Source organism: Janthinobacterium sp. SUN128 (genome assembly GCF_030587275.1).
In the GTDB taxonomy this organism is placed as follows: Bacteria; Pseudomonadota; Gammaproteobacteria; order Burkholderiales; family Burkholderiaceae_D; genus Janthinobacterium; species Janthinobacterium lividum.
Window position 1 is genome coordinate 151,073 of sequence record NZ_JAPWHY010000006.1, and the last position, 26,781, is coordinate 177,853.

The following is a 26,781-nucleotide window of genomic DNA, read 5'->3' on the forward strand; positions in this document are numbered from 1 at the left end:
ACTGGGGTCGTACCCTGAGGGTACGACCCCGGCCTTTATCTCTTGGGTTCAAACGAGCTTAATCCTTCAGCCTGGACAACCAATCCGTCGCCGCCGCCAGCGCCTGCTCCAGTTCCTGCGCCGTGTGCGCCAGCAGCGCCGGCACCTCGTCCAGGCGGCCCGCGTCGATGGCTTCCTCGGTGGCGAACGCGGCGCGGATCAGGCGTTTCGTGCCCAGGGTGCCCACGGAGCCGCGCACGCCGTGCAGGATGCGCGCCACGTCGCTGTGGCGGCCCGATTGCAACGCTGTTTCGGCGTCGCGCACGGGCGTCATGCCCTTGTTCAGCGCGTCTTCCACCATGCGCCGCAGCACGCCGCGCCCCTTCGCATCGCGTCCCATCACGCGCATCAGCGGCGCCATGGAAAACACTTCTTCATCGGCGACGCGTACCGGCTCGGCCGCCTGTACTTGCGGACGCTTGGGCAGGTGGCGCAGGATGACTTCCATCATCTCTTCCACCACCACGGGCTTGGCGATGAAGTCGCTGATGCCGGCCGTCATGCAGCGCTCGCGCTCGGACGCCAGCACGCCGGCCGTCATGGCGATCACGGGCAGGTTCAGGCGCAGTTCCGTGCGGATGATGTGGGTGGCGCTGAAACCGTCCATGACGGGCATCTGCATGTCCATCAGCACGATGTCGTAGCGCAGCGCTTCCGTGCGCAGCCGTTCCACGGCTTGCAAGCCATCGCCCACCACGTCCAGGGTGGCGCCCATGTGTTCGAGGATGCCGCGCGCCACGGCCTGGTTCAAATGATTGTCTTCCACCAGCAGGAAATGCACGCCGGCCAGTTCCGTGCCCAGCGGCTGGTGCAGGATGCGCTGCTCGCCGTCGTCATTCTTGGCGATCAGCGCCTGGTGCAGGGCATCGAACAGGCTGGAGCCCGTGATCGGCTTCATCAGCACGACATCGGCCTCGGCCGCGCTGGAGATTTCCTCCAGGTGGTTGCGGGCGAAGGCGTTGACCATCACCACGATGGGCTGGCGCTGGCCGCTGGCCGCCTGGCGGATGGCCTTGGCCGTGGCCAGTCCGTCCATCACGGGCATGTGCCAGTCGGCCAGCACCACGTCGTACGGCTGCTGCTGCGCCAGGCGTTCGCGGTACAGTTCGATGGCGGCAAAGCCGGAGTCCACTTCGTCGGCCAGCCAGCCCCACGCCTCGATCAGCTTGACGATCAGTTCGCGCGTGGTGCGGTTGTCGTCGGCCACCAGCAGGCGCAGCTGGCCCAGGGCCGGCGTGCGCCGCGTTTCGGCCGGCTGCGCCAGCATCTCGAAGGGCACGCTGAACCAGAAGCGGCTGCCCTTGCCTTCGCTGCTGGCGACGGCGATGTCGCCGCCCATCATGTGGATCAGCTGCTTGCTGATGGCCAGGCCCAGGCCCGTGCCGCCGAAGCGCCGCGTGATGCTCTGGTCGCCCTGCGAAAACGCGGCAAACAGCTGCTGTTGCTGCAGTTCCGTCATGCCGATGCCCGTGTCGCGCACCTCGAAGCGCAGCCAGGCGCGCCCGTTTTCGCTCTCGGCCAGGCTGACGGCCACCACCACTTCGCCGCTCTCGGTAAACTTGATGGCGTTGCCGGCCAGGTTGACGAGAATTTGCTGCAGGCGCTGGGCGTCGCCCACGAGGCGCCGCGGTACGTCGGGCTCGACGGCGATGGCCAGTTCCAGCTCCTTTTCGCCCGCATTCATCGTCATCGTCGTGGCCAGGGTATTCATGACTTCATCGAGGTCGAATTCGACGGGTGACAATTCCATGCGGCGCGCCTCGATCTTCGAATAGTCGAGCACATCGTTGAGGATGCCCAGCAGCGACTGGCCCGCCACTCTGACCATGGTCAGGTACTTGCGCTGTTCCGTGTCGAGCCTGGTATTGCCCAGCAAATACACCATGCCCAGCACGGCATTGAGGGGCGTGCGGATTTCATGGCTCATGTTGGCCACGAAATCGCTCTTTGCGCGGTTGGCCGCCTCGGCCCGGTCGCGTTCCTGCTCCAGCTCCGCCGCGCGCGCTTCGAGTTCCTGCTGCAGGCGGTCGCGTTCGCTCATCAGGCCATTGAACGCTTCCGTCAGTTCGCCGATCTCGTCGCGCTGCTGTACCGGCACGGGGGTGAAACGGCTGCCGCTGGTGCGCAGGGCCAGCAGGGTGTCGCGCAGGCGCACCAGCGGCGACAGCAGGCGTACGGTGACCAAGCCCAGAACAAAGGCGGCCAGCAGCGAAGCGAGGATGCTCCACAGCACCAGCCGGTACAGTACGCCATCGAACGGTTCGAAGGCATCCTCGACGGGCAGCGAGGCGGCCAGCAGCCAGTTCACGGATTTCAGGCGCTTGAAGCTGTTGACGGCCGTGATGCCGCGGCTGTTGGTGCTGACCATGCTGCCTTCGCCATCCTCCTTCAGCAGCTGGGTGGTCGTCAGGTTGGCGTTCGGCTTGCGCGGCTGCAGCAAACGGCTGGTATCGGGGTGCAGCACATAGCGCGGCACGGCGCCGCGCGTGAGGATGAAGTAATAGCCGCTCTTGCCGATCTTTTCCGAGCGCAGGCGGCCCAGCAGATTGTCCTTGTACAGGCGCAGCACGCCGATCACCACGCCGGCCACCTGGCCATCGGCGGCCAGCACGGGCGCCACCATCTGCACGATGGGCATGCCGCTCGACTTGCCCAGCATCGGCTCGGTAATCATGGGCTGGCGCGTGCGCAGGACGGTCTGGAAATACTCGCGCTCGGCGACGTTGATGCCGGCGCGCCCCGTCACTTCCGGCATGTCGGCCACGATGGCGCCATGCGCGTCGAGCACCAGCACGTCGTCGAACAGCACCAGCATCGAGCGGCGCGCATAGTATTCGCGCAGTTTGGCGGGCTGGGCGATCAATTCCGGCGGCTGCTGCCTGGCCGTCAGGGTGACAATCTGCAGCAGCATGCCCAGCTTGTCGTCGAGCTCGGCAGCGGTGCGGCTGATCAGGGATGACTGCTGGCTCAGCAGTACTCGGGTGAAGTCGTCGCGCATGTGCTGCACCTGGATCATGGTGACCAGCGCGATCATGGCGATCGAGGTCAGGCTGGTGGCCAGCGCGACTTTTGCTTTAATGCCGAGAGGCTTCATGATTTCCTTTTCAGTGCCGGGCGGCACAGGCGGCAGATAATGCTGTCAGGAATTTTCCTATCAATACCCCAGCTTGGCAAGCGCCGCCGCGCAAATTGCCCGCCCCGTATGGGCTTTTGACGATGTTGCCATATAATTAAAGGCTGGACGTCGTTTATTCGCCGAATTTACGGTGAAATTGGCATACGGCAACCCTGTATGCAGCTGTATGCAGTAAACTTGTTGTTGCATTTTCTAAAAGGTACCGACATGACTGAAGCGCTACTCACTCCCACCTTGCCCACCGTGAACGTGGAGGCGTTGCGTGCACGATGCTCGACCTGCAGCATGCATCAATTGTGCCTGCCGATGGGCCTTGATGTGGGCGACATGGATAGGCTGGACCAGATCATCGGCCGCCGCCGCAAGATCGTGCGCGGGGCCTCGCTGTTCCGCATCGGCGACTCGTTCCAGAACCTGTACGCGATCCGCCTCGGGCACTTCAAGACCTACCAGATCAATCCGGGTGGCGAAGAGCAGGTGACGGGTTTCCAGATGGCCGGTGAACTGCTGGGCATGGATGCCATCAGCGCCGACCGCCACCACTGTAATGCGGTGGCGCTGGAAGACAGTGAAGTGTGTGAAATTCCGTTTTCCAGCCTGGAACAATTGCTGGGCAATATGCCGACCCTGCTGCGTCATTTCCACCGCATGATGAGCCAGGAAATCACGCGCGAGCAAAGCGTCATGCTATTGCTGGGCAATATGCAGGCGACCCAGCGTTTTGCCGCCTTCATCGTCAACCTGGCGTCGCGCTATGAAGCACGCGGCTATTCGGGCAGCAATTTCCAGCTGCGCATGTCGCGCGAGGAAATCGGCAACTATCTGGGCCTGACCATCGAAAGCGTCAGCCGTTTATTGTCGAAATTCAAGAAGGAAGGCTGGCTGCGCGTCTCGAACCGCGAGATCGAAATCCTGCAGCCGGCCAAGTTGAAAGCCATTACGGCCGGCACGGACGTCTGCAAATAAGACTTACAGTTCTTCATCCGCGTGCAGCGCGATGCTGCGTTGCAGGGGCCAGGTCCAGATGCCGGACAGGCGCCACTCGCGTTTGTCGTTTTCCACCAGCACTTGCCAGCGGCTGCGCTCGAGCATCGGCAGTGCTACGGAAAAATTGCCGGCCGCATCGGGCTGCACCAGCAGCTTGATATCCTTTTCCGGCAGGGTCGCATGCGCCAGGTGCAGCTGCAGCGGCGCCTGATAAGCCTTGCCGAAGCTGTGCACGGAACCACTGAGGCGCGCTGCAGCCACGTCATATGACAGGCGCGTATCCATGGCCAGGTCGCTGGCGATCGTGTCGCGCTTCAAATCCTGGTTGATCGCCTTGCCCTGCTTGTAATAATCGCCCACCACCAGCGCATCGGGCTGCGTAAACGCGATATAGCCCATGAAGCTGCCGACGACCACGGACAGGCCGGGACCGATCATCAGCAGCCATGGCCAGCGATGCTTGTACCACGGTGCAACGGGGGGTTGCAGTTTCAGACTGTCGGACATGGTGTTTCTCCTGTTTGATCAGCCAGTCCCCGCATGGGGACCGGCCTTCCTGCAACTTCGTGGCGGCGGCGAGGGCACCCGGTCCCCGTCCGCCTTTCCTTGTTAACGCGGCACGATGAATACCGCGCTTTCACGCACATGCAGCGATGGATCGTCCAGCGATTGCAATTCGATCGCAATCTTGTTCGAGCCCTTCTCGCCGACGCCGTGCGGCACGCGCAGGCGGATCGGCCAGCCCAGCGTTTCCGTCGGCTGCAAGGTCACTTCTTCGCGCGTCAGCAAGGTCAGGCCCGGCAAGCCGGAAGCGCTGATTTTAAAATGCTGGCTTTGCTCGGACGTATTCATGATCTGCAGGCGGTAGACGTTTTCGATCATGCCGTCCTCCACTTCGCGTCCCATCGAACCGCGGTCGCGGATCACGTCCATTTTCAGGGGCGTGCGCAGGGCCAGCGACGTACACACGGCGATGATGATCAGGGCCAGGATGGAAGTGTAGATCAGGACGCGCGGGCGCATGGCGCGTTGGCGTATCTGCTTCGAATTGAAGTTGTTTTCCATCGCATGGTCGGTGCTGTAGCGTATCAGGCCACGCGGCCGCTCGACCTTGTCCATCACGCTGTTGCAGGCATCGACGCAGGCGGCGCAGCCGATGCATTCATACTGCAGGCCGTTGCGGATATCGATGCCGGTCGGACACACCTGCACGCACAGGGTACAGTCGATGCAATCGCCCAGCTTGTCGTTGTTGCCGGCCTTCTTGCTCATGGCGCCACGCGGTTCGCCGCGCTTGGCATCGTAGGTGATGATCAGCGTGTCCTGGTCGAACATGGCGCTCTGGAAGCGCGCGTAGGGGCACATGTATTTGCACACCTGCTCGCGCAGCCAGCCCGCGTTGCCGTAGGTTGCCAGGCTGTAGAACAAGACCCAGAACCATTCCCAGGGACCGAAATTGAGGGTGGTCACCGACTGCGCCAGTTCCTTGATCGGCGTGAAGTAGCCGACAAAGGTAAAGCCCGTCCACAGGGCGATGGCGCCCCATACCAGGTGCTTGGCCGTCTTCTTGAATGCCTTGCGCACGGAGGGGCCCTGCTTGTCGAGGGCCATGCGCGCGCTGCGCGTGCCCTCGATGCGGCGTTCGACCCACAGGAAAATTTCCGTGTATACCGTTTGCGGGCAGGAGAACCCGCACCACACCCGCCCGGCAATGGCCGTGACGAGGAACAACAAATACGCACAGATGATCAGCAGGGCCGCCAGATAGATGAAATCCTGGGGCCACAGCACGACGCCGAAAATGTAGAACTTGCGCGTGGTCAAATCGAACAGCAGGGCTTGCCTGCCATTCCAGGTCAACCACGGCAAGCCGTAGAACGCCAGCTGGGTAAGCCATACGCATACCCATCGCCAGGTAGCGTAGCGTCCTTTGGCCTCGCGAGGGTAGATTTGCTCGCGGGCCGCATACATCTTGATGACTTGAGGTTCCATTTTTACTTCGCGGGTGCCTGCGGATTCGACAGGCTCCAGACATACGCCGACAGCACGTGTACCTTGGATTCGCCGAGGAAATCGCTGAAGGCCGGCATGGTGTTGCTGCGTCCCTTGCGTACGGTTTCCATGATGGTATCGGCGCTGCCGCCGTACAGCCAGGTCTTGTCCGTCAGGTTCGGCGCGCCGAGCATCTGGTTACCCTTGGCATCGGCGCCATGACAGGCCATGCAGGCGCCGAACTTGGCCTTGCCCAGCACGGACTTGACGGGATCCGAGGTCGAGCCGGACAGGCTCAGCACATAATGGGCCACATTCTCGACATCCTTTTCGGAGCCCAGGGCGGCGCCCATCGGTGGCATCTGCCCATTGCGGCCGTGCATGATGGTGGTCTTGATGACGTCGGGTTCGCCGCCATACAGCCAGTCCTTGTCGGTCAGGTTGGGGAAGCCCTTGTTGCCGCGTGCATCCGAACCGTGGCATTGCGCGCAGTAGGTCAGGAACAGGCGCTGGCCGATGGCTTGCGCCTGCGGATCGGCGGCCACCGTCTTCAAGTCCTGGCTCAGGTACTTGTTGAACAGGGGACCGTAGTCGGCTTCCGCCTTCTTCAGTTCTTCCTCGTACTGGCCCGTCGACTTCCAGCCCAGGCTGCCGGCATAGTTGCCCAGGCCCGGGTACAGGAACAGGTACGCCAGGGAGAAGACGATGGTGATGTAGAACAGCCACATCCACCAGCGCGGCATCGGCGTGTTGAGTTCCTTCAAATCCTCGTCCCAGACGTGGCCCGTGGTGCCGTCAGCGGGGGCGCCCTCGACCACTTTGATTTTCGACTGCGAGTACAGCAGCACGCCGCAGCCGATGATGCCCAGCAGGGACAGCACGATGATGTAGATATTCCAGAAGCCATTGGTAAAGTCAGCCATGGTTATGCTCCTTCGCCAGGGTCATTTCGGCTTCGGCCGGATAGTCGAGCGCGTCGTCGGCGAACGGCAGGCGTGCCGCCGCGTCGAAGTCGCTGTTGCTGCGGCTGAACGTCCACCACAGGATGCCCACGAACGTCGTAAAGGAAACCACCGTCATGACGCTGCTGGCGCTGTCAAACAGGTTTTCGATTGCCATGCTAATTCCTTGTTTTGATTAATGTACCGAGGCCTTGCAGATAGGCGACCAGGGCGTCTTCTTCCGTCTTGTCCTGCAGCTGCGCGGGGCCGGCGGCGATCTCTTCATCGCTGTACGGCTGGCCCAGGCGTTTCAGGGCGCGCATCTTCGGCATGATCTCGTCAGGCACCAGCTTGGTCTTCGCCAGCCAGGGGTAGGACGGCATGTTCGACTCGGGCACCACGTCGCGCGGGTTGTTCAAGTGCGTGCGGTGCCATTCGTCGCTGTAGCGCGCGCCCACGCGGGCCAGGTCGGGGCCCGTGCGCTTGGAACCCCACTGGAACGGACGGTCGTAGACGAACTCGCCGGCGACCGAATAGTGGCCATAGCGTTCCGTTTCCGCGCGCAGCGGACGCACCATCTGCGAGTGGCAGTTGTAGCAGCCTTCGCGCACGTAAATGTCGCGGCCCGCCAGGCGCAGCGGCGAGTATGGTTTCAGGCCGGCGACGGGTTCCGTCGTGCTCTTCTGGAAGAACAGGGGAACGATCTCGACGGCGCCGCCGATGCTGATCACCACCGTGACCAGGGCGATCAGCAGCCAGGGGTTTCTTTCAATCCATGCATGTGAAAATTTCATTTGCTTTCGCTCCTATCAGGCGTGCGCCGCGTTCAGTTCCGGAATGCGGGCGACGGGGAGTTTGCTGCCGCGCAGCGTCATCCAGGTGTTGTAGCCCATGATGCACATACCCGACAGGTACAGCAGGCCACCGGCCACGCGCACCACGTAGTACGGATACGTCGCTTTCACGCTCTCGACAAAGGTGTAGGTCAGGGTGCCGTCCGGATTGACCGCGCGCCACATCAGGCCCTGCATCACGCCGGCGATCCACATTGCGGCGATGTACAGCACGATGCCGATGGTGGCCACCCAGAAGTGCACGTCGACCAGGCGCGTGCTGTGCATCTGCGTGCGGCCAGCCAGGCGCGGCAGCAGGTAGTAGATCGAACCCATGGTGATGAAGCCCACCCAGCCCAGGGCGCCCGCATGCACGTGGGCAACGGTCCAGTCGGTGTAGTGCGACAGCGAGTTGATGGTCTTGATCGACATCATCGGACCTTCGAAGGTGGCGATGCCGTAGAACGACAGCGAGACGATCATGAATTTCAGGATCGGGTCGGTGCGCAGCTTGTGCCAGGCGCCCGACAGGGTCATGATGCCGTTGATCATGCCGCCCCAGCTTGGTGCCAGGAGGACCAGCGAGAAGACCATGCCGATCGATTGCGTCCAGTCAGGCAATGCCGTGTAGTGCAGGTGATGCGGGCCGGCCCACATGTAGGTGAAGATCAGCGCCCAGAAGTGGACGATCGACAAACGGTACGAGTACACGGGGCGCTCGGCCTGTTTCGGGATGAAGTAGTAGACCATGCCCAGGTAGCCGGCGGTCAGGATGAAACCCACCGCGTTATGGCCGTACCACCACTGGATCATCGCGTCCTGCACGCCCGCATACGCGGAATACGACTTGGTGAACGAGGCTGGCATGACGGCGCCATTGACCACGTGCAAGATCGTCACGGCCAGGATATAGGCGCCGAAGAACCAGTTGGCCACGTAGATGTGCTTGACCTTGCGCTTGATCAGGGTGCCGAAGAACACGATGGCGTAAGCGATCCAGACGACGGCGATGAGGATGGCGATAGGCCATTCCAGCTCGGCGTATTCCTTGCCGCGTGTCATGCCCAAGGGCAGGGTGACGACGGCGCACAGGATCACCGCTTGCCAGCCCCAGAACGTGAAGGCGGCCAGCTTGTCGGAAAACAGGCGCACCTGGCAGGTGCGCTGGACAACGTAGTACGAAGTAGCGAACAGGCCGCAGATGCCGAAGGCGAAAATCACCGCATTCGTGTGCAGCGGACGCAAGCGTCCGTATGTCAGCCATGGTATGTCGAGGTTCAGGGCAGGCCAGGCCAGCTGAGCGGCGATGATAACGCCAACCAGCATGCCGATGATGCCCCATACCACAGTAGCGACCGCGAATTGCTTCACGATCTTGTAGTTATAGTTCAGCGATTGATCCACAAAGACTCTCCCTGGAATTACTATTTATGATGGTGGCCAGAGAGTAAGTGTTTGACCGCGAAAAAACTTTGATGTGGATCAAAATTCCCCGGATGAAATAAGCGTAGCGAACTGGCATCGAAATAAAGTGATATTTCGGTCAAAAAAGCCATGCAAGATCCCGGCAATCCGGGCGGGTGAAATCAGGGATGCGGTTCGCCGGGCGCCGGCTTGGCCGTCGTATCGTCGTCCTGCAGCACGCGCAGGCCCGGTCCGACGAGGTCGTCGAACTGGCCGCCGTCCGAGGCCGTGAAATACACCCACAGGGCGATGAAGACGACCACGACGCTTAAGGGGATGAGGAGGTAGAGAGCTTCCATTAGACTTTCCGCAGGCGCAGGGCGTTGGCGATGACGACGGCCGAGCTGGCAGCCATGCCCACGCCGGACAGCCAGGGGTTCAGGAAACCCAGCGCGGCGGCCGGGATGGCTGTCAGATTGTACAGGGTAGCCCAGCCCAGGTTTTCGCGGATGATGCGCATGCTGCGCGCCGCCGTTTTCGCCGTGTCGAGCACGGAAACCAATTGGCTCGACAGCAGCACCGTATCCGCATGCGCCTGCGCCAGCGCGGCGCCGGAACCCATGGCGAAGGACACGTCGGCGCCGCTCAGCACGGCGGCGTCGTTGATGCCGTCGCCGACCATCGCCACCACGGCGCCCGTCGCCTGCAATTGCTGCACGAAATCGAGCTTTTCATCGGGCAGGCATTCGCCGCACGCCGTGTTGATGCCCAGTTCCGTCGCCACGCTTTGCGTCAGCGCTTCCTGGTCGCCGCTGAGCAGCACGACCTGCTTGCCGCGCCGGTGGAAATACGCGACCACGTCGCGCGCCTCGGGGCGCAGCGCATCGCTGAGTAAGAAGCGCGTCAGCCAGCGCCCCTGCGCACCCAGGTACAGCGGCGTCATGCCCTGCATGCCGACGGCCGTGTCGCCCAGCGGCGGCCCGGCGATGGCGGCGACAAAGGCCGCGTTGCCCAGGCGGTAGTGCACGCCATCGACGATGCCCTCCAGGCCTTGTCCCTGCACTTCCTGCAATTGCTCCGCATGCGTGCGCGGCTGCGGCTGTTCCCCTGCCGCCGCCAGGATCGCCTGCGCCAGCGGATGGGCGCTGCCCGCTTCCAGCGCGGCGGCCACCTGCAGGCAAGCGTCCTCGCTCATGCTGCCGAGTCCCTCGATTTGCCGCAGCACGGGCCGGCCCAGCGTCAAGGTTCCCGTCTTGTCGAAGACGATGTGGGTGGCGCGGTGCAGGGTTTCCAGCACATGCGGCTGGACGATCAGCACACCGCGCCGCAGCAGGCTGTCGGTGGCCGCCGCCAGCGCCGTCGGCGTGGCGAGAGACAGCGCGCAGGGGCACGAGACGACCAGCACGGCGATGGCCACGGGCCACGCCTGCGACGGGTCGTGCCAGCTCCAGAAGGCGAACACGGCGACGGCAAACAGCAGCAAGCCCAGCACGAACCAGGCGGCGACCTTGTCGGCCCACTGCGCGATCTGCGGCTTGCCGCTGCCGGCCCGTTCGATCAGTTTCAACAGGTCGGACAGGGTGCTTTCGCGCGCCGGTTTCAGCACGCGCAAGATGAGCGCCGCGCTGGCGTTGATCGCCCCGCCCGGCACTCGCTCGCCGGTTTTCCTGCGCTGCGCCGCGCTCTCGCCCGTCAGCAGGGATAAATCGAGCGCGCTCGTGCCTTCGACGATGATGCTGTCGGCGGCAATCGCCTCGCCCGGTTTCACCAGGATGACGTCACCGACGGCCAGGCTGCCGGCCGGCACCAGGGTGGTGGCGCGGTTGTCGGGAAAGCCCGCCATCAGCGATGCGGAGGCGGGCAAGGCGTGCTGCAGGCGCTCGAGGGCCGAGGCGGCCTTGCGGCGCGCCTGCAGCTCGAAATAGCGGCTGCACAGCAAGAGGAAGATGAACATCGTGGCCGAGTCGTAATACACCTCGCCGCGGCCCGTAAAGGTCGCCACCACGCTGCCGAAGAAGGCCGCCAGGATGCCCAGCGCCACGGGCACGTCCATGCCCAGGGTACGCGCGCGCAGGCTGGCCCAGGCGCCCTGGAAAAACGGCATGGCCGAATAGCAGATGGCCGGCAGGGTCAGGAGCAGGCTGGCCCAGCGCATCAGGCTGGCCATATTGTCGTCCAGCGTGCCATCCTCGGCCAGATAGGCGGGCGCCACGTACATCATCACCTGCATCATCGACAGGCCGGCGACGAACAGCTGGCGGCCCAGGGTCTTGCTGGCCTTTTGCAGGCGTTCGCCATGGCGCACGGCGTCGTACGGATAGGCCGTATAGCCGACTTGGCGCACCGCTTGCAGGATGTCGCCCGGCTCGCATTCGGCGCGGCTCCAGCGCACGTACAGGCGCTCCGTGGCGACGTTCAGGCTGGCTGCCTGCACGCCGGGCAGGCGCGTCAGCTGGCGCTCGATCAGCCAGACGCAGGCGGCGCAGCGGATGCCTTCGACGGACAGCGTCGCTTCGCAGCTGCTGGCGTCGCGCGCGAATTGCGCATCGTCATTGCTGTACAGGCGCAGCTCGGGTGGCATCAGGGTGGCATCAAAGGCGTTGACGGCGTATTCATCGCGGTCGCGGTAGTACGCGCTCTGGCCGATGTCGACGATGGTTTGCGCCACCGCTTCGCAGCCGGGGCAGCACATGGCGCGCGGCACGGCGTCGATGGTGACGTTCCAGCTGGAACCACTCGGGACGGGCAAGCCGCAATGGAAGCAGGCGGAGGGTTGTAGAACAGCATTCATAGGTTTGGTTTCAAGCGTCTTTTCATGGATGGCCCGTGACGCACAGGGCGTCGAGCCAGCCCAGCGATACGCCATTCGCGGCGCGCAGCAGGCCCAGCAAGCCAAAGCCCAGCACCAGCAAGCCGCTGGCGATGCGCACGGGACGGCGCTGCATCTGCGTGCGCAAGCGCGTGCCCAGCAAGCCCATGCCCAGCAGGGTGGGCAGGGTGCCCAGGCCGAAGGCGGCCATGGCGGCCGCGCCGTTCAGGGCAGAACCTTGCATCATGGCCGTCAGCAGCGCGCTGTAGACCATGCCGCACGGCACCCAGCCCCACAGGCCGCCCACGGCCAGCGCCTTGAACGGCGTATCCATCGGCATCAGCGGTTTCAGCAGGGGGCGCACACGGCGCCAGACGACATTGCCGGCCGCTTCCAGGTGGGCCAGGCCGCGCCAGGCATCCATCAGGTACAGTCCCAAAGCCACCAGCATCAGGTTGGCCAGCCAGTAGCCGGCCACCTGCAATGACGCCAGGTGCAGCATGCCGGCGCCCGCCAGGCTGCCGGCCATGGCGCCAGCCAGCATGTAGCTGCCTATGCGCCCACCGTTGTACGCCAGCACGCGCAGCACGTTCGCTTGCACGCTGGTCTGCAATGCGGGGCGCGCCACGGCGATGGAAATGACGGGGCGCACGGGCGCCGCGCCCCCGCCCAGCGACAAGGCGCCGACGATGCCGCCGCACATGCCGATGCAGTGCACGCTGCCGGCCAGGCCGACCAGGAACATGGGCACGAGGCTGAGGGCATTCATCGCGCTGCGCTACACCGTTTTCGAGTAGCGCAGCGGCTGCACGGCGTCGGGCGCCGTGTTGGCGCGCGCCAGGGTCAGGTAGCGGTCGAAGACCATGCAGATATTGCGGATCAGCAAGCGCCCTTTCGGCGTCACCGTCAGCCAGTCTTCCTCGATGACGAGCAAGCCGTCGCGCGCCAGTTCGCGCAGCTTGTCCAGTTCGGCGGCGAAATAGCTGCGGAATTTGACGGGGTGCGCTTGCTCGATGCTGGCGATCGACAATTCGAAATTGCACATCAGCATCTGGATGATGATACGGCGCAACAAATCGTCCGTGTCGAGCTTGATGCCGCGCGCGATCGGCAGCACGCCTTCGTCGAGCTTTTCATAGTACGCGTCGAGCGTCTTTTCATTCTGGCTGTAGACGGCGCCGACGGAACTGATGGCCGACACGCCGCAGGCGATCAGGTCCGCTTCCGCGCGCGTGGAATAGCCCTGGAAGTTGCGGTGCAAACGGCCCTGGCGCTGCGCCACGGCCAGATCGTCCGTCGGCTTGGCGAAATGGTCCATGCCGATGTAGACATAGCCGGCGGCCGTCAGGCGCGCGATGCACAGGCCCAGCATGGCCAGCTTGGTGGCGCTGTCGGGCATGTCGGCGTCGAGGATGCGGCGCTGCGGCTTGAACAGGTGCGGCATGTGCGCGTAGTGGTACAGGGCGATGCGGTCGGGGCTGGCGGAAATGACCTTGCGCAAGGTTTCCGTCATGGTGTCCAGGCTTTGCTTGGGCAAGCCGTAGATCAGGTCGATGCTGATCGAGCGGAAACCGGCGTCGCGCGCCGCCTGCATGATGGCCACCGTCTCCGCTTCCGGCTGGATGCGGTTGACGGCCTTTTGCACGTCGGCGTCGAAATCCTGCACGCCCAGGCTGATGCGGTTGAAGCCTTGCGCGCGCAGGGAAAACACGCGCTCGCGCGACACGGTGCGCGGATCGATCTCGATCGAATATTCGCCGTCTTCATCGGACGCGAACTCGAAATGCTGGCGCAAGTGCGCCATCAGTTCGTCCATCTGCTTTTCGCTCAGGTAAGTGGGCGTGCCGCCGCCGAAGTGTAATTGCTCGATCTGGTTCATGCCGGCAAACAGCTTGCCCTGCATGGCGATTTCCTGTTTCAGATAGCTGAGGTAGGTAGCGGCCTTGCTGCGGTCTTTCGTGATGATCTTGTTGCAGGCGCAGTAGTAGCACAGGGTGTCGCAGAACGGCACATGCACGTACAGCGACAGCGGACGGCGACCGCCGCGCATGCGCAAGGCGGCCAGCGCTTCGAGGAAGTTACCGTAGCCAAATTCCGCATTGAAACGGTCGGCGGTCGGATAGGACGTGTAGCGCGGGCCGGACTGGCTCATCTTGCCGATGATGACCGGGTCGAATTCGACGACGGCGTCCAGGTCGGCGGAAGCACTGCTGAGTAGTGTAGGCATGGTGTGTATGAAGTCTTGAAAGGTTTAGGCGGCCAGGCGTTTCATGGCGGGTTTGCCGGCGTTCGCGGCGCCCGCAGCACCCGATTTGCCGCCAGGCATGGCGACGCGGCGCGGTGGCGGCATCTTGCCGAAATTGAACAGGCTCACGGCTTGCGACAGGCTGGCTGCTTCTTCCGCCAGGCGCGTGGCGGCCGCGGCGGCTTCTTCCACCAGGGCCGCGTTCTGCTGCGTCACCTGGTCCATGTGGGCGATGGCCTGGTTGACCTGGTCGACGCCGATGCTCTGTTCGCGCGAAGCGATGGAAATTTCCTGCATGATGGCCGTCACCTGCTTGACGGAGCTGACCACTTGTTCCATGGTGGCGCCGGCGCGGTTCACCTGCAGCATGCCGGCACCGACCTTGCCGACGGAAATTTCAATGAGTTGCTTGATATCCTTGGCTGCCACGGACGAGCGCTGCGCCAGGTTGCGCACTTCGCCCGCCACGACGGCGAAGCCCCTGCCCTGCTCGCCGGCGCGCGCCGCTTCCACGGCCGCGTTCAAGGCCAGGATGTTGGTCTGGAAGGCGATGCCTTCGATCAGGCCGATGATGTCGACGATTTTCTTCGACGAGGTGTTGATCTCGTCCATGGTGGTGATCACTTCGGAAACGATCTCGCCGCCCTGTACGGCCACTTTCGAGGCGGCCACGGCCAGTTCATTCGCCTGCACCGAGTTGTCCGCATTCTGTTTCACGGTCGACGAGAATTCCTCGATGCTCGAGGCCGTCTCTTCCAGGCTGGCGGCCTGCGATTCCGTGCGGCCCGAGAGGTCCATATTGCCGACGGCGATTTGCTTGGTGGCCACGGCCATGGTTTCCACGTTGATGCGCACGTCGCGGATGGTGGCGATCAGGTTGCTGTTCATCTGTTGCAGCGCGCGCAGCAGTTGCCCCACTTCATCCGTGCTTTCCGTTTCAAAACTGCCCGACAGGTCGCCGGCGGCAATGGCCCGCGCGCCGTTCAGGGCCTTGCCCAGCGGCTTGAGCACGGACATGCGCAAGGTGTACCAGAGGAAGACGTTGATCAGGAAGCCGAACAGGGTGGCACCGAAGATGGCGTAATTGGTGATCTTGCCGCCGCTGGCGAACAGGCTGATGACGCACACCAGCAGCTGCAGACAGTTGACGATGGAGGTGGCGGCCCAGATGCGCAGGTTGAGCGACATGTGCGTCAGGTTGTGCAGCAGGTGCGCCAGGCCCGGGCGCACGATCTGTCCGTTCTTGATGACGATGTTGCCGCCTTCCTTGTTGCGGATGGCCGCATAGGCTTCTTCGGCCGCCTTGACCTGGTACTTGTCCGCTTTCACGCGCACGGACATGTAGCCGATGGTCTTGCCCGCTTCGCGGATAGGCGTGACGTTGGCGCGCACCCAGTAGAAATCGCCGTTCTTGCAGCGGTTCTTGACCAGGCCCGTCCACGGCGTACCGGCCTGGATCGAGGCCCACAGGTCGGCAAACGCTTCGGCCGGCATGTCCGGGTGGCGCACGATGTTCTGGGGCGAACCGAGCAGCTCTGCCTCGCTGAAGCCGCTGACCTGGCTGAAGTAGGGGTTCACATACACGATATTGCCGTTCATATCCGTTTTCGACACGATGGCCTGATCGTCCAGGACGAGGACTTCACGGTTAGTCACTGGCAAATTTTGTCGCATGGTCGCGGCTTCCTGATCAGTTAAACAAGCAATTGGTGAGTAAGACTTGCACGATTGCAAGAATGGAGATCAGTGTAAGGAGTCGCCTGCGCAAATTTATTGATGTAGATCAAAATCCTCCAGATTGGTCGTGCTTGCACGCATTTAGCGATAGCAATGCGGCATTGTTTTAAAGGCACTGGTTGTCGGCAGCGGCTAATCGATACCCGCCGTCAGGGGGCGCAGGCTGCCCACGGCGTAGCCTTGCGCGTAGTCGATGCCCAGTTCGCGGATGACGGCCAGGGTGGCATCGTCTTCCACGTATTCGGCCACCGTTTTCAAGCCCATCACGTGGCCCACCTCATTGATGGCCTTCACCATGGCGCGGTTGATGGCATTGGTGGCGATGTCGCGCACGAAGACGCCGTCGATCTTCAAATAGTCGACGGGCAGGGCCTTCAGGTAGCCGAACGAGGAAAAACCGCTGCCGAAGTCGTCGAGCGAAAAGCGGCAGCCCAGGGCCTTGAGCTGGCGCATGAACACCTGCGCCTTGGGCAGGTTGGCGATGACGGCCGTTTCCGTGATTTCAAAGCAGATTTGCTCGGGAGCAATCGCGAATTCTACGAACTGCTCGGTGATGTAGTCGTGCAAGCCGGCATCGGCCAGCGACATGCCCGACAGGTTGACGGAATACAGGGCCGGTGCGCGGCGCCGGCTTTCCGCCAGCGCGGCCAAAGGCGGCAGGCTGTCGCGCACGCTTTGGATATGGTGGCAGACGGCACGGATGACCCAGCGGTCGATGGACAGCATCATGTCGTAGCGTTCGGCGGCCGGAATGAAGGCGCCCGGCAAGATCAGGTCGCCCTGGCTGTTGTGGATGCGGATCAGCACTTCGTCGTGGTGTTCCGGGCTGTCGTGCAGGTGCACGATGGGCATGGCGTACAGGCGGAAATAATCGTGCGCGAACGCTTCGTTCAGGCGCGAGATCCACAGCATTTCGCCATGCCGCTGCGCCAGCATGACGTCGGACTCCTGGTACACATGGATGCGGTTGCGGCCCTGCTCCTTGGCCAGGTAGCAAGCCTGGTCGGCGGCGCTCAGCAGCTCGCTCATGGACTTGCTGTCCTGATTGATTTCCACGATGCCGATGCTCACGCCCAGCTCGAAGCTGCGGTTATCCCAGGCGAAACGGAAATCGCGGATGGACTGGCGCAGCTGTTCGCCGATCTGGCGCGCATGCTCGAGCGGACAGTGCGGCAGCAGTACGCCCAGTTCATCGCCGCCGAGGCGCGCCAGGATGTCGCTGTCGCGCATGCGCGCCTGCAGCATCTTGGCCAGCAGCTGCAGCAGCACGTCGCCGGCGCCATGGCCGCTGGTGTCGTTGATGACCTTGAACTGGTCCAGGTCCAGGTACAGCAGCGCATGCATGTGGCCATCCTGCTTGGCCGTGTGCAGGGCGCCGGCCACCAGGTGTTCGAATTCGCGCCGGTTGATCAGCCCCGTCAGGGCGTCGTGCGTGGCTTGCCACGACAGTTGCTGACTCAGCTTGCGCTCGTGGCTGACGTCGCGGAACACGACGACGGCGCCGAGGATATCGCCGTCGCGCGACCAGATGGGCGCGGCCGATTCTTCGATGGCGATATGCCGCCCTTCGCGCGTGATCAGTTGCGAGCGGGGCGAAATGCCGATGGCCTGGCGCTGTTGCAGGCAGCGCATGGCCACGTGCTCGCGTGCTTCGCCCGTGCGTTCATCGGCCAGCGGCATGGTCTGGCCGATGTCCCGGCCCTGCGCCAGCTCGTTGCTCCAGCCCGTCAATTGCTCGGCCACCCGGTTCAGGTAGCGCGTCTTGCCGTGCGGATCGGTGGTGATGACGCCGTCGCCGATGGAACTGAGCGTCACTTCGGCCAGTTCCTTGCGCTCGGCGATCATGAGCTCGCGCGCCATGTGTTCGGTGATATCCCAGATGATGCCCAGGGTGCGTTCGGGCTGCCCGCCGGCATCCATGAAGATGTGCGCCTTGGCCGCCAGCCAGTGTTCGCTGCCGTCGGGCCAGACGACGCGGTATTGCAGGGCGTAGCCGCCGCGCCGGCGCACGCCGTCCTGCAGCACTTTGATCACCTTGTCGCGGTCGCCGGTGTGCACGCAGTCGAGAAAGCTGCGAAATGGCTGCGTCAGCGCGCGCTCTTCCAGGCCCAGCAAGGTGGCGCCCTTGGCCGACCAGCTGACCGTGCCGTCGATGACCTGGCCGGCGACGATGCGCGAATCCCAGATCGCCATGTGCGCCGCCTCTAGTGCCATCTGTAAACGTTTCTGCTGGTCGCCCATCATCCTCTCCCGACATGGATACAGGAATAGACGCGCTGCCGCTATTTAAGTTCCCGGTGCCTCGGCGGGCGAGGCGGCCGAGGCACGCGCCACGTCGCGCACATTCTTTTGCACGGCGACGGCGGCAAACAGGCTGAGCAGGAATGCCATGGCATAGAAACCCTTCTCGCTGTTCTGCAGGGTGGCGTTCCACAAGCCGACCGTGAGCAGCAGCAAGGCCAGCAGCACGGAAATCCAGCACAGGCCGAAATAGATGCCCGTCACGGCGATGCCTTCGGCGCGGTCGCGCACGGATTTTTGCAGCGAGATGGCGGCGAACAGGCCATACATGAGGATGGTGAAGTAATAGCCCTTTTCGTTGAGCGCCATGCTGGCGTTCCACAGGCCGGACAGGTAGGTGATGGCGCCGATCAGCAATGCCGCCCAGGAAGCGCCGATAAAGGCGCTGCTGGGACGTTGGATGGGGGAAGTCTGCATAGGGTCTCCATGGGCAGGCAAGCGCCGCCGGCATGGCCGGGGCGGCAGGCACGGATGCGCCTGCCGTCCCATCAGACCAGAAAGTTTATTTGCTTGGCTTGACCATGCGCAATAAAGCCGACACGGCCGTAACGCCGGCCAGCACCAGGCCACCGGCGATGAGGCCGGCCACCGCGTTGATCAGGCTGGGCGTGACGGCGGCCAGCACGGGGCCGATGCCGGCCACGCCGCCGACGGCTTCTTCCGCATGGTGCAGCATGCCGCTGGCCCACGGCCAGCCGTGCGTCAGGATGCCGCCGCCGACCATGAACATGGCCAGGGTGCCCACGACGGACAGGAATTTCATCAGTTTCGGCGCCGCCGACACGAGCATGCGGCCAAAGCCGCGCACGCCATCCATCAGCGCGCCCGCGCCCTTGCGCGCCGCCAGGTAAAAGCCCGCGTCATCGAGCTTGACGATGCCCGCCACCAGGCCGTACACGCCCACCGTCATGATGAGGGCGATGCCGACGACGACGGCCACCTGCTCGGCGAAGGTGGCTGCGGCCACCGTGCCCAGGGCGATGACGATGATTTCCGCCGACAAAATGAAATCGGTGCGGATGGCGCCCTTGATCTTGTCCTTTTCCAGCGCGACGAGGTCGACCTGCGGGTCGCGCAGCGCCTGCGCCAGCTCGGCCTTGTGGCTGTCGTCCGGGTGCAGATACTTGTGCGCGATCTTTTCGAAGCCCTCGAAGCACAGGTAGGCGCCGCCCACCATCAGCAGCGGCGTGATGGCCCATGGCGCGAACGCGCTGATGGCCAGCGCGGCGGGCACGAGGATGGCCTTGTTCTTCAGCGAGCCGACGGCGACGGCCCAGACCACGGGCAGTTCGCGCTCGGCGCGCACGCCGGCCACCTGCTGCGCGTTCAGGGCCAGGTCGTCACCGAGCACGCCGGCCGTCTTCTTGGCGGCTACCTTGGTCATCAGGGAAACATCGTCGAGGATGCTGGCGATGTCGTCGAGCAGGGCCAGCAGGCTGGAGCCGGCCATCTTAGCGCGCTCCCATGGTGGTGGCAGGGCATGGCGGAGCGAGGAAAGTGTTGTTTTTCATGATGTTATTCTTGGTTGTACGGCAAGGAGGTGTGTGAGTGCGATCTTACCTCAGGGCGGGCCGGCAAGGCCGCACTGAGCGGGTTAAAATTGTTCATCGTCACCATTTTTTGGAAACCGCATGCACTTCGCCACCTGGATCACCTTTGTCATCGCCGCCTCCATCATCGCCGTCTCGCCCGGCTCGGGCGCCGTGCTGTCGATGTCGCACGGCCTGTCGTACGGGGTGAAAAAGGCCAGCGCCACCATTCTCGGCTTGCAGCTGGGGCTGCTGGTGGTGCTGGGCATCGCCGGCGCCGGCGTCGGTTCCTTGCTGCTGGCCTCCGAAGTGGCCTTCAATATCGTCAAGACGGTGGGCGCGCTGTACCTGATCTACCTGGGCCTGTCGCAGTGGCGCGCCAAGGTGGCGGTGACGGGCGACCTGCATGCCGACGCCGTGGTGCCCTCCATGGGGCGGCGCGTGCTGACGGGTTTTTTGACCAATGTGACGAATCCGAAAGGCATCATTTTCATGGTGGCGGTATTGCCGCAATTCATCAGCCCTGCTGCGCCCCTGCTGCCGCAACTGCTGATCCTGGCCGTCACCATGTGCACGATCGATCAGGTCGTCATGCACAGCTACGCCTTCCTGGCTTCGTCGATGCAACGCTTTTTCCGCGACGCGCGCGCCGTAAAAAAGCAGAACCGCTTCTTTGGCGGCTTGCTGATGGCCGTCGGCACGGCCTTGTTCTTCGTCAAGCGCGGTGGCCAGGCGGCATCCTGAGCCAGATCAAGTTGCAAACATTTGTAAGCCCGCTTGCGAGGCGCGCCCAATAGGACTGTAATCGGGGTGTTGTCTACCTTTCATCTCTGTCCGTCCTGTCTGGAGCGCGCCATGCGTCCGATCCTGTCTTCCCCCTTCTTGAACACCGTGTGCGCCGTGCTGCTGTCGTCGGCGTGCTCCCTGGCCCTGGCGCAGGACCCGCCCGCCCGCGTGGGGCGCATTTCCACCGTCGAAGGGCAGGTGCTGGTGCGCGCCGGCGATGGCGAGGCGCAAAACGCCCTGCTGAACTGGCCCGTCACCACGGATAACCGTTTGACCACCCAGCGCGGCGCGCTGGCGGAGTTGCGCGTGGGCGCGGCCGCCGTGCGCCTCGATGGCGATTCCGAGCTGGAAGTGAGCGAGCTCGATGACGACAGTTTCAAATTGCATCTCAGCTATGGCACGGTCAGCGTGCGCGTGCGCAATCCCGACGCGCTGCGCGGCTTCGAGCTGACCACCGGCCAGGCCCGCGTGATCCTGACCCAGCCCGGCTGGGTGCGCATCGAGGCGGGGCGCCAGCCCGGCACCAGCATCGTCAGCGTGCTCGACGGTGCGGCCGACGTGGATGGGGCGACGGGCAGCGTGACCTTGCGCGCCGGCAAGCGCGCCGAGCTGACGGACGAGGAATTGCTCACGGGCGCCTTGCAGAGGATCGCCTTCGACAACTGGCCCGAAGCCTTGCCCGCCGCCGCGCCGGCCTTGCGCTATGTCACGGACGATACCACCGGCTATGAAGAGCTGGACCGCTACGGCGCCTGGCAGGACGACGCGGAATACGGCCCCTTGTGGCTGCCGAGCACGGTGCCGGCCGGCTGGGCGCCGTACAGCGACGGGCGCTGGACGTGGATCGCGCCGTGGGGCTGGACCTGGGTCGACAATGCGCCGTGGGGCTATGCGCCCTCACACTACGGCCGCTGGGTGCTGCTGGGCCACCGCTGGGGCTGGGCACCGGGGCGCGAGCGCGGCCGCGTGCCCTGGGCGCCGGCCCTGGTGGGCTGGGTCGGCGGCAGGCCTGATCGCGGTTCGCAGCATGGCCAGCGCCCTGGCGTCGGCTGGTTCCCCCTGTCGCCGCACGAGCGCTACGTGCCCGGCTACCGCGCCAGCGCCGAGTATGAACGCCGCATCAACCGCGTCGCCGAAGGGCGCCGCCCTGTGGCTGGCGAACGCGAACGCCGTGCAGGCATGACGATGTTGCCGGGCGAGCGTTTTGGCGGCTCGCGCACGGTCGACGTGCCGCGCCGTAACCGCACCACCATGCCGCCGCCCGTCATGCAAAGCTTGCCGTTGAGCACGGCGCCTGCGCCGGCGGGCAACTGGCAGCGTCCTTCCGATGCGCCGCGCGGCGACAGGGAGTTCCGGCGCGACTGGGGCAACCGCCCTGGCCGCTTGCAGACGGACGATGGCCAGACGCACATGGCGCCCCGTCCCGTGCAGCCGAACCGCCCGCCCGTGCCGGCACAGCCGCAACAGCCGCCGGTGCCGCCCCAGCCCGTGATGCCGGCGATGCCGGCCTTGCCACCCGTGCAAGACCCGGTGGCACACCCCGGCTGGCGTGGCGAGCAGCGGCCCCGTGCCGAACGGCCACTGCCGCGCCCCGTCATGGAACGCCAATTTGATGCGCCGCGCCCGGACCGCGCGGAACGTGGCCCCCGCCGCGAAGTGCTGCAAACGGCGCCGCCGCCAGCCATGCCTGCGCCTGCGCCTGCCGCGCGTGCGCCACAGGAGGCGCGCAGTGCCGAGCGCCCGATGCCGCCGCGTGAGCGCAACCATGAGCGCGGCGGTCCCGGCCGCAATGGCCGGATGCAGGAAGTGGAGCGCTGACGGCCGTGCCGTCTGTCGCGCCGTATCGACGTTCAAGCCGCAAAATGCGCAGTTCGTCACATACCGGAGGTAAAGCCGCCGTGGTTTGTCTACAGTACGACCACTGCTTATCCTCCAAGTGACAGCACCGATTTTCCGGCTATTTTGTCCAAACGAAATAGTTTTTCGCCAGCTTACCCAGCTGGCTTTTTTTTTGCCGTGCCGTGTGTGTCATCGCAACGGGCGCAGCCGCCCTCAAAGTTGGCTACAATACGTTTTTATGCAGCCGCCGCGCGCTATGCGCTGCGCCGTCTGTTCTGACCGGCACTGATTGGATTTCCCATGCAAACCACCCCACCCACCGAAGTGACGATTCCTCCCAGCGAATCGCTGATCGAATACCCGAGCGACTTTCCCATCAAGATCATGGGCCCGACGCATGTCGACTTCGCGCCGACCATGCTGGAACTGGTCATCAGCCACGATCCGACCTTCCACGCGGGCCGCATGGAAGAGCGCCCATCGGGCAAGGGCAATTACACGGGCCTGACCGTCACCGTGCGCGCCGTCAGCCGCGAGCAGCTCGACGCCCTGTACATGGCGCTGTCGGGCCACCCGATGGTCAAGATCGTCATGTAAGACATGCTGTTGCCCTGGCGGGCTGGCGTTTCGTCAGCCGCCACACGAGGGCAAAGGCCGCGCTGGCCGCCGCCGTTACCCACAGCAGCGGCTTTTCGCTGCCGTCCGTGATGGCGGCGATGACGGCGCCGCAGGCGGCCGTGATGAGCATCTGCACGAAGAAGAACAGGCCCGAGGCGCTGCCCGCCTGATCGCCATACGGCTGCAGCACGGCCAGCTGGCAGGCCGGGATGGCCATGCCCACCGACACCATCACCAGCAGCATCGGCGCCACCAGCGACGCCACGTGCTGCGGCGCCAGACTACCCGCCAGCAACAGGCTGGCCGCGCCCGCCACATTGATCAGCACCGCCACGCCCAGCATATGGTCGGCGCCCAGGCGCGGTCCCAGTGCGCGAAACAGGCTCGATCCCGCCACATAGCCGCTGACCGTCAGCGCGAACACCAGCGCATACGCGCGCGGCGACAGATGCATGCCCCTTTGCAACAGCACGGACGATTCCGCGATGAACGGGAAATACGTGCAATACACGCAGCCGATGGCCAGCGCATAGCGCAGGAAATACGCGTCGCCCAGCAGGCGCCGGTACAGGGCCAGGGTATTTCCCTGGGGGACGACGCTGGCCGGCCTGGTTTCCGGCACATACGCGGCGATCAGTCCCAGCGACAGCGCTCCCAGCAGGCACAGCACGCCAAACACGGCGCGCCAGCCGAACGCCGCGTCGAGCAGGCTGCCGGCCAGCGGCGCCAGGATCGGCGACAAGCCCATCACCATCGATATTCTCCCCAGCATGCGCGCCTGCGTGGCGGGATCAAAACGGTCGCGCACCATCACCCGGCCGATGATGGTGCCGCTGCAGCCGCCGAACGCCTGCAGCACGCGCGCGGCGATCAGCACGTGGACGTCGGTGGTCACGGTGCAGACGATGCTGGCGAGCACATAAATGAAAGTGCCGGCCAGCAGCACGGGGCGGCGCCCGTAACGGTCGGCCAGCGGCCCGCAAGCGAGCATCGAGACGGCCGAGCCGGCCATGAACAGGCTCAGGGTCAGTTGCAACTGTGCATCGCTGGCGTGCAGGGCATCGGCCATGGCCGGCAGCGAAGGCAGATAAATGTCGATGCTGATGCGCGACAGGCAGACCAGCAGCAGCACGATGCCGCCCCAGGCCCATAAAGCGATTTGTTTCTGCATTGTTTTACACGATCCATGCAAGCGTGCGCCCCGCTGGCGCACCGGAACGGTGAGAGTAGAATGTTTGTGGTGTAATGCGAAGTGCCAGTCATCAGAAAACTCATTGGACCACTTGGACGATTATCATGCCGCGAGGAAAATCACCGCACGCCCTGGACTTGCCTCGTCCCACCAGCTGGCTCGACAAGGCGGGCGTCAACAAGCAGGATGGCGCGTATGAAGCGCTGCGCTCGGCCATCCTGACGAAGATGCTGCCGGCGGGCAGCCGTTTACCGTCCAGCCGCACCCTGGCGGAACGGTGGGAGTTGTCGCGCGGCACCATCGAAACCGTGTTCGACCGCCTGCATGCAGAAGCGTACGTGACGCGCGTGCCCGGTTCCGGCACGCGCGTGTGCGCCGTCGTGCCGGAACGCTTCTTGATGGCAGGATTTGCGGATACCACCCCGGCCGGGACATTTTCCGCGCCGATACCTGTGTCCGATACGGGTGTGCGCGACGGCTTGCCCTTCGTGGCGCGGCGCGCCGACGCCAGCCTGTTTCCCATGGCCGCCTGGTCCAAGTGCGCCACGCGGGCCCTGGCCGCCGCCACGCCGGAACAGCTGTGCAGCGCCGATCCGGCCGGCCTGCCCCAGCTGCGCCAGCAGATCGCCGATTTTCTCGCCAAGTACCGCGGCATCCGCTGCGACCCGCAGGACATCGTTGTCACGACCGGCATCCGCCACGCGATCGACTTGCTGGCGCGCAGCATCGTGCGCGATGGCGACAAGGTTTGCCTGGAAGAGCCCGGCTACCCGGCCGCGCGCGCCCTGTTCGCCCTGGCTGGTGCCATGCCGGTGGACATTGCCGTCGACGCCGAAGGCATCGATTGCGCCGCCCTGGCCGCGCATGCGGACGCCAGCCTCGCGTATGTGACGCCGGCGCACCAGTCGCCGCTGGGCGTGACCATGTCCGTCACGCGCCGCCTGGCCTTGCTGGAATGGGCGAACGACAGCGGCGCCTGGGTGGTGGAAGACGATTACGACAGCGAATTCAATTACCAGAGCGCGCCGCTGGCAGCCTTGAAGGCGCTGGACCAGTACCAGCGCGTGATTTACTGTGGCAGTTTCAACAAGACCCTGTTTGCCGGCCTGCGCGTGGGCTTCATGGTGCTGCCGCCCGCCTTGCGCCCGCAGTTGCTGCGCACCCTGCAGTTGACGGGCAGGTCCGTGGGCGTGACGGAGCAGCTGGCGCTGTCCGCCTGGATGGAAGACGGCGCTTTCGTGCGCCATTTGCGCCAGGCGCGGCTGGCCTACAAGGAGCGGCGCGACCTGCTGCTGGCGTGCCTCGAGCAGACGGCCCCCGGCCGCTACGCCATTTCCGGCCAGCAGGCGGGCTTTCATTGCGTGCTGTGGCTGCCGCCAGGCAGCGACGAGCGGGCATTTTGCGCGCGCGCGGCGCAAGAGGGGCTGGCTCTGCAGCCGCTCGGCGATTTTTGCCATAGCGCCAAGCTGGCGCCGGCCGTGCTGCTCGGCTACACGGCCCTGAATGCGGCCCAGATACGCCATGCTGCACAAAAATTGGGCAGATTGCTGCTGTTGCCAGAGTCCGTCCCGGAATGAAACGGCTGCCTGGCTTATAATCACGGCTTCGCCGCAGCGTCCGCAGGGCGCCGGCAGCTGATTACAGAATCTGTCATGACCACCACCCGAACCGAAACGGCGCTGATCCGCGAGCTGGGCCGCGTCGATTACGAGCCGACCTTTGCCGCCATGCGCGCCTTCACCGACGCGCGCACGACGGAGACGCGCGACGAATTGTGGATCGTCGAGCATCCGCCCGTGTTCACCCTGGGCCTGGCTGCCGACCGCGGCCATTTGCTGGCGGGAGCTGACGCGATCCCCGTGGTGCAGACGGACCGTGGCGGCGAAGTCACGTTCCACGGTCCCGGCCAGGTGGTGATTTACCTGCTGATGGACTTGCGCCGCAACAAGCCGGGCGGCAAGCTGTATGCGCGCCAGTTCGTGCATAAAATCGAGCAAGCCATCATCAACGTGCTGGCGGCGTATAATCTCGCTGGCGAGCGCATCGATGGCGCGCCTGGCATCTATCTTGCCGGCGGACCAGACAAGGGTGCGAAGATCGCCGCGCTGGGGTTGAAAGTGCGCGGCAACGGCTGCACCTACCATGGCGTATCGCTCAACGTGGCGATGGACCTGGCGCCGTTTTCCTGGATTAACCCGTGCGGCTATTCCGGCCTGAAGACGGTGGACATGCGCAGCATGGGTGTCGTGGTGCCGCTGGCCGAGGTGCAGCGGGCCCTGGCCCATGAATTGACCGTATTACTCGATGTAAGCGAAGCAAACAGCGCCGCAGGCGCGCCTCAGGCAGCGGATGCCTGAGCAAACAAACCAAACTTTGCCCCTCAAGGGCTTGCA

General features: G+C 64.3%; 22 protein-coding genes. 6 read left to right on the plus strand and 16 right to left on the minus strand.

The window, feature by feature from the left end; all coding sequences use genetic code 11:
• Nucleotides 1-58: 58 nt before the first annotated feature.
• Nucleotides 59-3,133: a response regulator gene (locus O3297_RS26760; RefSeq protein ID WP_305050955.1), complete on the minus strand. Its 3,075-nt coding sequence runs from the start codon at nucleotides 3,131-3,133 to the stop codon at nucleotides 59-61.
• Between the two features lie 249 nt (nucleotides 3,134-3,382).
• Here O3297_RS26760 and fnr point away from each other — a divergent pair, with 249 nt between their 5' ends.
• Nucleotides 3,383-4,141 (plus strand): fumarate/nitrate reduction transcriptional regulator Fnr, encoded by a 759-nt coding sequence (gene fnr, locus O3297_RS26765; protein ID WP_034782711.1) that lies wholly within the window; start codon nucleotides 3,383-3,385, stop codon nucleotides 4,139-4,141.
• A 3-nt stretch (nucleotides 4,142-4,144) separates the two neighbouring features.
• Here fnr and O3297_RS26770 read toward each other — a convergent pair whose 3' ends face one another.
• The 14 genes from O3297_RS26770 to O3297_RS26835 form a co-directional block, all read right to left on the minus strand.
• Entirely contained in the window at nucleotides 4,145-4,669 is a 525-nt protein-coding gene (locus O3297_RS26770) for a FixH family protein (protein ID WP_070257879.1), read from the minus strand.
• Nucleotides 4,670-4,771: 102 nt separating this feature from the next.
• The gene (gene ccoG, locus O3297_RS26775) at nucleotides 4,772-6,154 is read right to left on the minus strand and encodes a cytochrome c oxidase accessory protein CcoG (RefSeq protein WP_034782714.1); all 1,383 of its coding nucleotides are present in this window, start codon (nucleotides 6,152-6,154) and stop codon (nucleotides 4,772-4,774) included.
• A 2-nt stretch (nucleotides 6,155-6,156) separates the two neighbouring features.
• Nucleotides 6,157-7,077 carry a cytochrome-c oxidase, cbb3-type subunit III gene (gene ccoP / locus O3297_RS26780; RefSeq protein WP_305050962.1) on the minus strand — a complete coding sequence of 307 codons (921 nt, stop codon included), beginning with the start codon at nucleotides 7,075-7,077 and terminating at the stop codon, nucleotides 6,157-6,159.
• Nucleotides 7,070-7,273 (minus strand): cbb3-type cytochrome c oxidase subunit 3, encoded by a 204-nt coding sequence (locus tag O3297_RS26785; RefSeq protein WP_034782719.1) that lies wholly within the window; start codon nucleotides 7,271-7,273, stop codon nucleotides 7,070-7,072. Before O3297_RS26785 ends, ccoP begins: the two co-directional genes overlap by 8 nt.
• A 1-nt stretch (nucleotide 7,274) precedes the next feature.
• On the minus strand, nucleotides 7,275-7,889 hold the full coding sequence (gene ccoO / locus O3297_RS26790) for a cytochrome-c oxidase, cbb3-type subunit II (RefSeq protein ID WP_034782720.1): 615 nt from the start codon (nucleotides 7,887-7,889) through the stop codon (nucleotides 7,275-7,277).
• Between the two features lie 15 nt (nucleotides 7,890-7,904).
• The gene (gene ccoN / locus O3297_RS26795) at nucleotides 7,905-9,332 is read right to left on the minus strand and encodes a cytochrome-c oxidase, cbb3-type subunit I (protein ID WP_034782722.1); all 1,428 of its coding nucleotides are present in this window, start codon (nucleotides 9,330-9,332) and stop codon (nucleotides 7,905-7,907) included.
• 182 nt (nucleotides 9,333-9,514) lie between these two features.
• The gene (ccoS, locus tag O3297_RS26800) at nucleotides 9,515-9,691 is read right to left on the minus strand and encodes a cbb3-type cytochrome oxidase assembly protein CcoS (protein WP_034782725.1); all 177 of its coding nucleotides are present in this window, start codon (nucleotides 9,689-9,691) and stop codon (nucleotides 9,515-9,517) included.
• The gene (locus O3297_RS26805; RefSeq protein WP_305050966.1) at nucleotides 9,691-12,123 is read right to left on the minus strand and encodes a heavy metal translocating P-type ATPase; all 2,433 of its coding nucleotides are present in this window, start codon (nucleotides 12,121-12,123) and stop codon (nucleotides 9,691-9,693) included. The genes ccoS and O3297_RS26805 overlap by 1 nt, the downstream gene beginning before the upstream one ends.
• 22 nt (nucleotides 12,124-12,145) lie before the next feature.
• A complete protein-coding gene (locus tag O3297_RS26810) occupies nucleotides 12,146-12,910 on the minus strand; it encodes a sulfite exporter TauE/SafE family protein (RefSeq protein WP_230522928.1) in 765 nt (254 codons plus the stop codon).
• Between the two features lie 9 nt (nucleotides 12,911-12,919).
• Nucleotides 12,920-14,368, minus strand: coding sequence for an oxygen-independent coproporphyrinogen III oxidase (hemN, locus tag O3297_RS26815; protein WP_070257883.1), 1,449 nt, complete (start codon nucleotides 14,366-14,368; stop codon nucleotides 12,920-12,922).
• A 24-nt stretch (nucleotides 14,369-14,392) separates the two neighbouring features.
• Nucleotides 14,393-16,060, minus strand: a complete 1,668-nt coding sequence (locus O3297_RS26820) for a PAS domain-containing methyl-accepting chemotaxis protein (RefSeq protein ID WP_305050967.1) — start codon at nucleotides 16,058-16,060, stop codon at nucleotides 14,393-14,395.
• 195 nt (nucleotides 16,061-16,255) lie between these two features.
• Nucleotides 16,256-18,316: an EAL domain-containing protein gene (locus O3297_RS26825; protein WP_305050968.1), complete on the minus strand. Its 2,061-nt coding sequence runs from the start codon at nucleotides 18,314-18,316 to the stop codon at nucleotides 16,256-16,258.
• A 93-nt stretch (nucleotides 18,317-18,409) separates the two neighbouring features.
• Nucleotides 18,410-18,841 carry an inner membrane protein YiaA gene (gene yiaA / locus O3297_RS26830; protein WP_034782737.1) on the minus strand — a complete coding sequence of 144 codons (432 nt, stop codon included), beginning with the start codon at nucleotides 18,839-18,841 and terminating at the stop codon, nucleotides 18,410-18,412.
• Nucleotides 18,842-18,926: 85 nt separating this feature from the next.
• Entirely contained in the window at nucleotides 18,927-19,874 is a 948-nt protein-coding gene (locus O3297_RS26835; RefSeq protein ID WP_034782739.1) for a DUF808 domain-containing protein, read from the minus strand.
• A 181-nt stretch (nucleotides 19,875-20,055) separates the two neighbouring features.
• Between O3297_RS26835 and O3297_RS26840 the strand changes: the two genes are divergently transcribed.
• The 3 genes from O3297_RS26840 to O3297_RS26850 all read left to right on the plus strand — a co-directional run bounded on the left by O3297_RS26840 (nucleotide 20,056) and on the right by O3297_RS26850 (nucleotide 23,175).
• Complete coding sequence (locus O3297_RS26840) at nucleotides 20,056-20,697, plus strand: LysE family transporter (protein ID WP_070257886.1); 642 nt, start codon at nucleotides 20,056-20,058, stop codon at nucleotides 20,695-20,697.
• Nucleotides 20,698-20,808: 111 nt separating this feature from the next.
• Nucleotides 20,809-22,557, plus strand: a complete 1,749-nt coding sequence (locus O3297_RS26845) for a DUF6600 domain-containing protein (protein ID WP_305050973.1) — start codon at nucleotides 20,809-20,811, stop codon at nucleotides 22,555-22,557.
• A gap of 321 nt (nucleotides 22,558-22,878) precedes the next feature.
• On the plus strand, nucleotides 22,879-23,175 hold the full coding sequence (locus tag O3297_RS26850) for a DUF493 family protein (protein ID WP_034782741.1): 297 nt from the start codon (nucleotides 22,879-22,881) through the stop codon (nucleotides 23,173-23,175).
• Here O3297_RS26850 and O3297_RS26855 read toward each other — a convergent pair.
• On the minus strand, nucleotides 23,168-24,367 hold the full coding sequence (locus O3297_RS26855; RefSeq protein ID WP_099389663.1) for a multidrug effflux MFS transporter: 1,200 nt from the start codon (nucleotides 24,365-24,367) through the stop codon (nucleotides 23,168-23,170). The genes O3297_RS26850 and O3297_RS26855 overlap by 8 nt on opposite strands.
• A 125-nt stretch (nucleotides 24,368-24,492) precedes the next feature.
• On the opposite strand from O3297_RS26855, the gene O3297_RS26860 reads away from it, so the two are divergent.
• Both O3297_RS26860 and lipB read left to right on the plus strand, forming a co-directional pair.
• The gene (locus tag O3297_RS26860; RefSeq protein WP_305050976.1) at nucleotides 24,493-25,965 is read left to right on the plus strand and encodes a PLP-dependent aminotransferase family protein; all 1,473 of its coding nucleotides are present in this window, start codon (nucleotides 24,493-24,495) and stop codon (nucleotides 25,963-25,965) included.
• A gap of 75 nt (nucleotides 25,966-26,040) precedes the next feature.
• Nucleotides 26,041-26,745, plus strand: coding sequence for a lipoyl(octanoyl) transferase LipB (lipB, locus tag O3297_RS26865; RefSeq protein WP_070257891.1), 705 nt, complete (start codon nucleotides 26,041-26,043; stop codon nucleotides 26,743-26,745).
• Nucleotides 26,746-26,781: the final 36 nt, after the last annotated feature.

What these genes read in the sequence shown, in the direction of transcription:
- O3297_RS26850 (WP_034782741.1), top strand. Translation starts at nt 22,879, where the DNA reads ATGCAAACCACCCCACCCACCGAAGTGACGATTCCTCCCAGCGAATCG.
- ccoO (WP_034782720.1), bottom strand. Translation starts at nt 7,889, where the DNA reads ATGAAATTTTCACATGCATGGATTGAAAGAAACCCCTGGCTGCTGATC.
- ccoP (WP_305050962.1), bottom strand. Translation starts at nt 7,077, where the DNA reads ATGGCTGACTTTACCAATGGCTTCTGGAATATCTACATCATCGTGCTG.
- O3297_RS26820 (WP_305050967.1), bottom strand. Translation starts at nt 16,060, where the DNA reads ATGCGACAAAATTTGCCAGTGACTAACCGTGAAGTCCTCGTCCTGGAC.
- yiaA (WP_034782737.1), bottom strand. Translation starts at nt 18,841, where the DNA reads ATGCAGACTTCCCCCATCCAACGTCCCAGCAGCGCCTTTATCGGCGCT.
- O3297_RS26825 (WP_305050968.1), bottom strand. Translation starts at nt 18,316, where the DNA reads ATGGCGATCTGGGATTCGCGCATCGTCGCCGGCCAGGTCATCGACGGC.
- fnr (WP_034782711.1), top strand. Translation starts at nt 3,383, where the DNA reads ATGACTGAAGCGCTACTCACTCCCACCTTGCCCACCGTGAACGTGGAG.
- O3297_RS26770 (WP_070257879.1), bottom strand. Translation starts at nt 4,669, where the DNA reads ATGTCCGACAGTCTGAAACTGCAACCCCCCGTTGCACCGTGGTACAAG.
- ccoS (WP_034782725.1), bottom strand. Translation starts at nt 9,691, where the DNA reads ATGGAAGCTCTCTACCTCCTCATCCCCTTAAGCGTCGTGGTCGTCTTC.
- O3297_RS26810 (WP_230522928.1), bottom strand. Translation starts at nt 12,910, where the DNA reads ATGAATGCCCTCAGCCTCGTGCCCATGTTCCTGGTCGGCCTGGCCGGC.
- O3297_RS26840 (WP_070257886.1), top strand. Translation starts at nt 20,056, where the DNA reads ATGCACTTCGCCACCTGGATCACCTTTGTCATCGCCGCCTCCATCATC.
- O3297_RS26845 (WP_305050973.1), top strand. Translation starts at nt 20,809, where the DNA reads ATGCGTCCGATCCTGTCTTCCCCCTTCTTGAACACCGTGTGCGCCGTG.
- O3297_RS26855 (WP_099389663.1), bottom strand. Translation starts at nt 24,367, where the DNA reads ATGCAGAAACAAATCGCTTTATGGGCCTGGGGCGGCATCGTGCTGCTG.
- O3297_RS26785 (WP_034782719.1), bottom strand. Translation starts at nt 7,273, where the DNA reads ATGGCAATCGAAAACCTGTTTGACAGCGCCAGCAGCGTCATGACGGTG.
- hemN (WP_070257883.1), bottom strand. Translation starts at nt 14,368, where the DNA reads ATGCCTACACTACTCAGCAGTGCTTCCGCCGACCTGGACGCCGTCGTC.
- O3297_RS26805 (WP_305050966.1), bottom strand. Translation starts at nt 12,123, where the DNA reads ATGAATGCTGTTCTACAACCCTCCGCCTGCTTCCATTGCGGCTTGCCC.
- O3297_RS26835 (WP_034782739.1), bottom strand. Translation starts at nt 19,874, where the DNA reads ATGGCCGGCTCCAGCCTGCTGGCCCTGCTCGACGACATCGCCAGCATC.
- O3297_RS26860 (WP_305050976.1), top strand. Translation starts at nt 24,493, where the DNA reads ATGCCGCGAGGAAAATCACCGCACGCCCTGGACTTGCCTCGTCCCACC.
- lipB (WP_070257891.1), top strand. Translation starts at nt 26,041, where the DNA reads ATGACCACCACCCGAACCGAAACGGCGCTGATCCGCGAGCTGGGCCGC.
- ccoG (WP_034782714.1), bottom strand. Translation starts at nt 6,154, where the DNA reads ATGGAACCTCAAGTCATCAAGATGTATGCGGCCCGCGAGCAAATCTAC.
- O3297_RS26760 (WP_305050955.1), bottom strand. Translation starts at nt 3,133, where the DNA reads ATGAAGCCTCTCGGCATTAAAGCAAAAGTCGCGCTGGCCACCAGCCTG.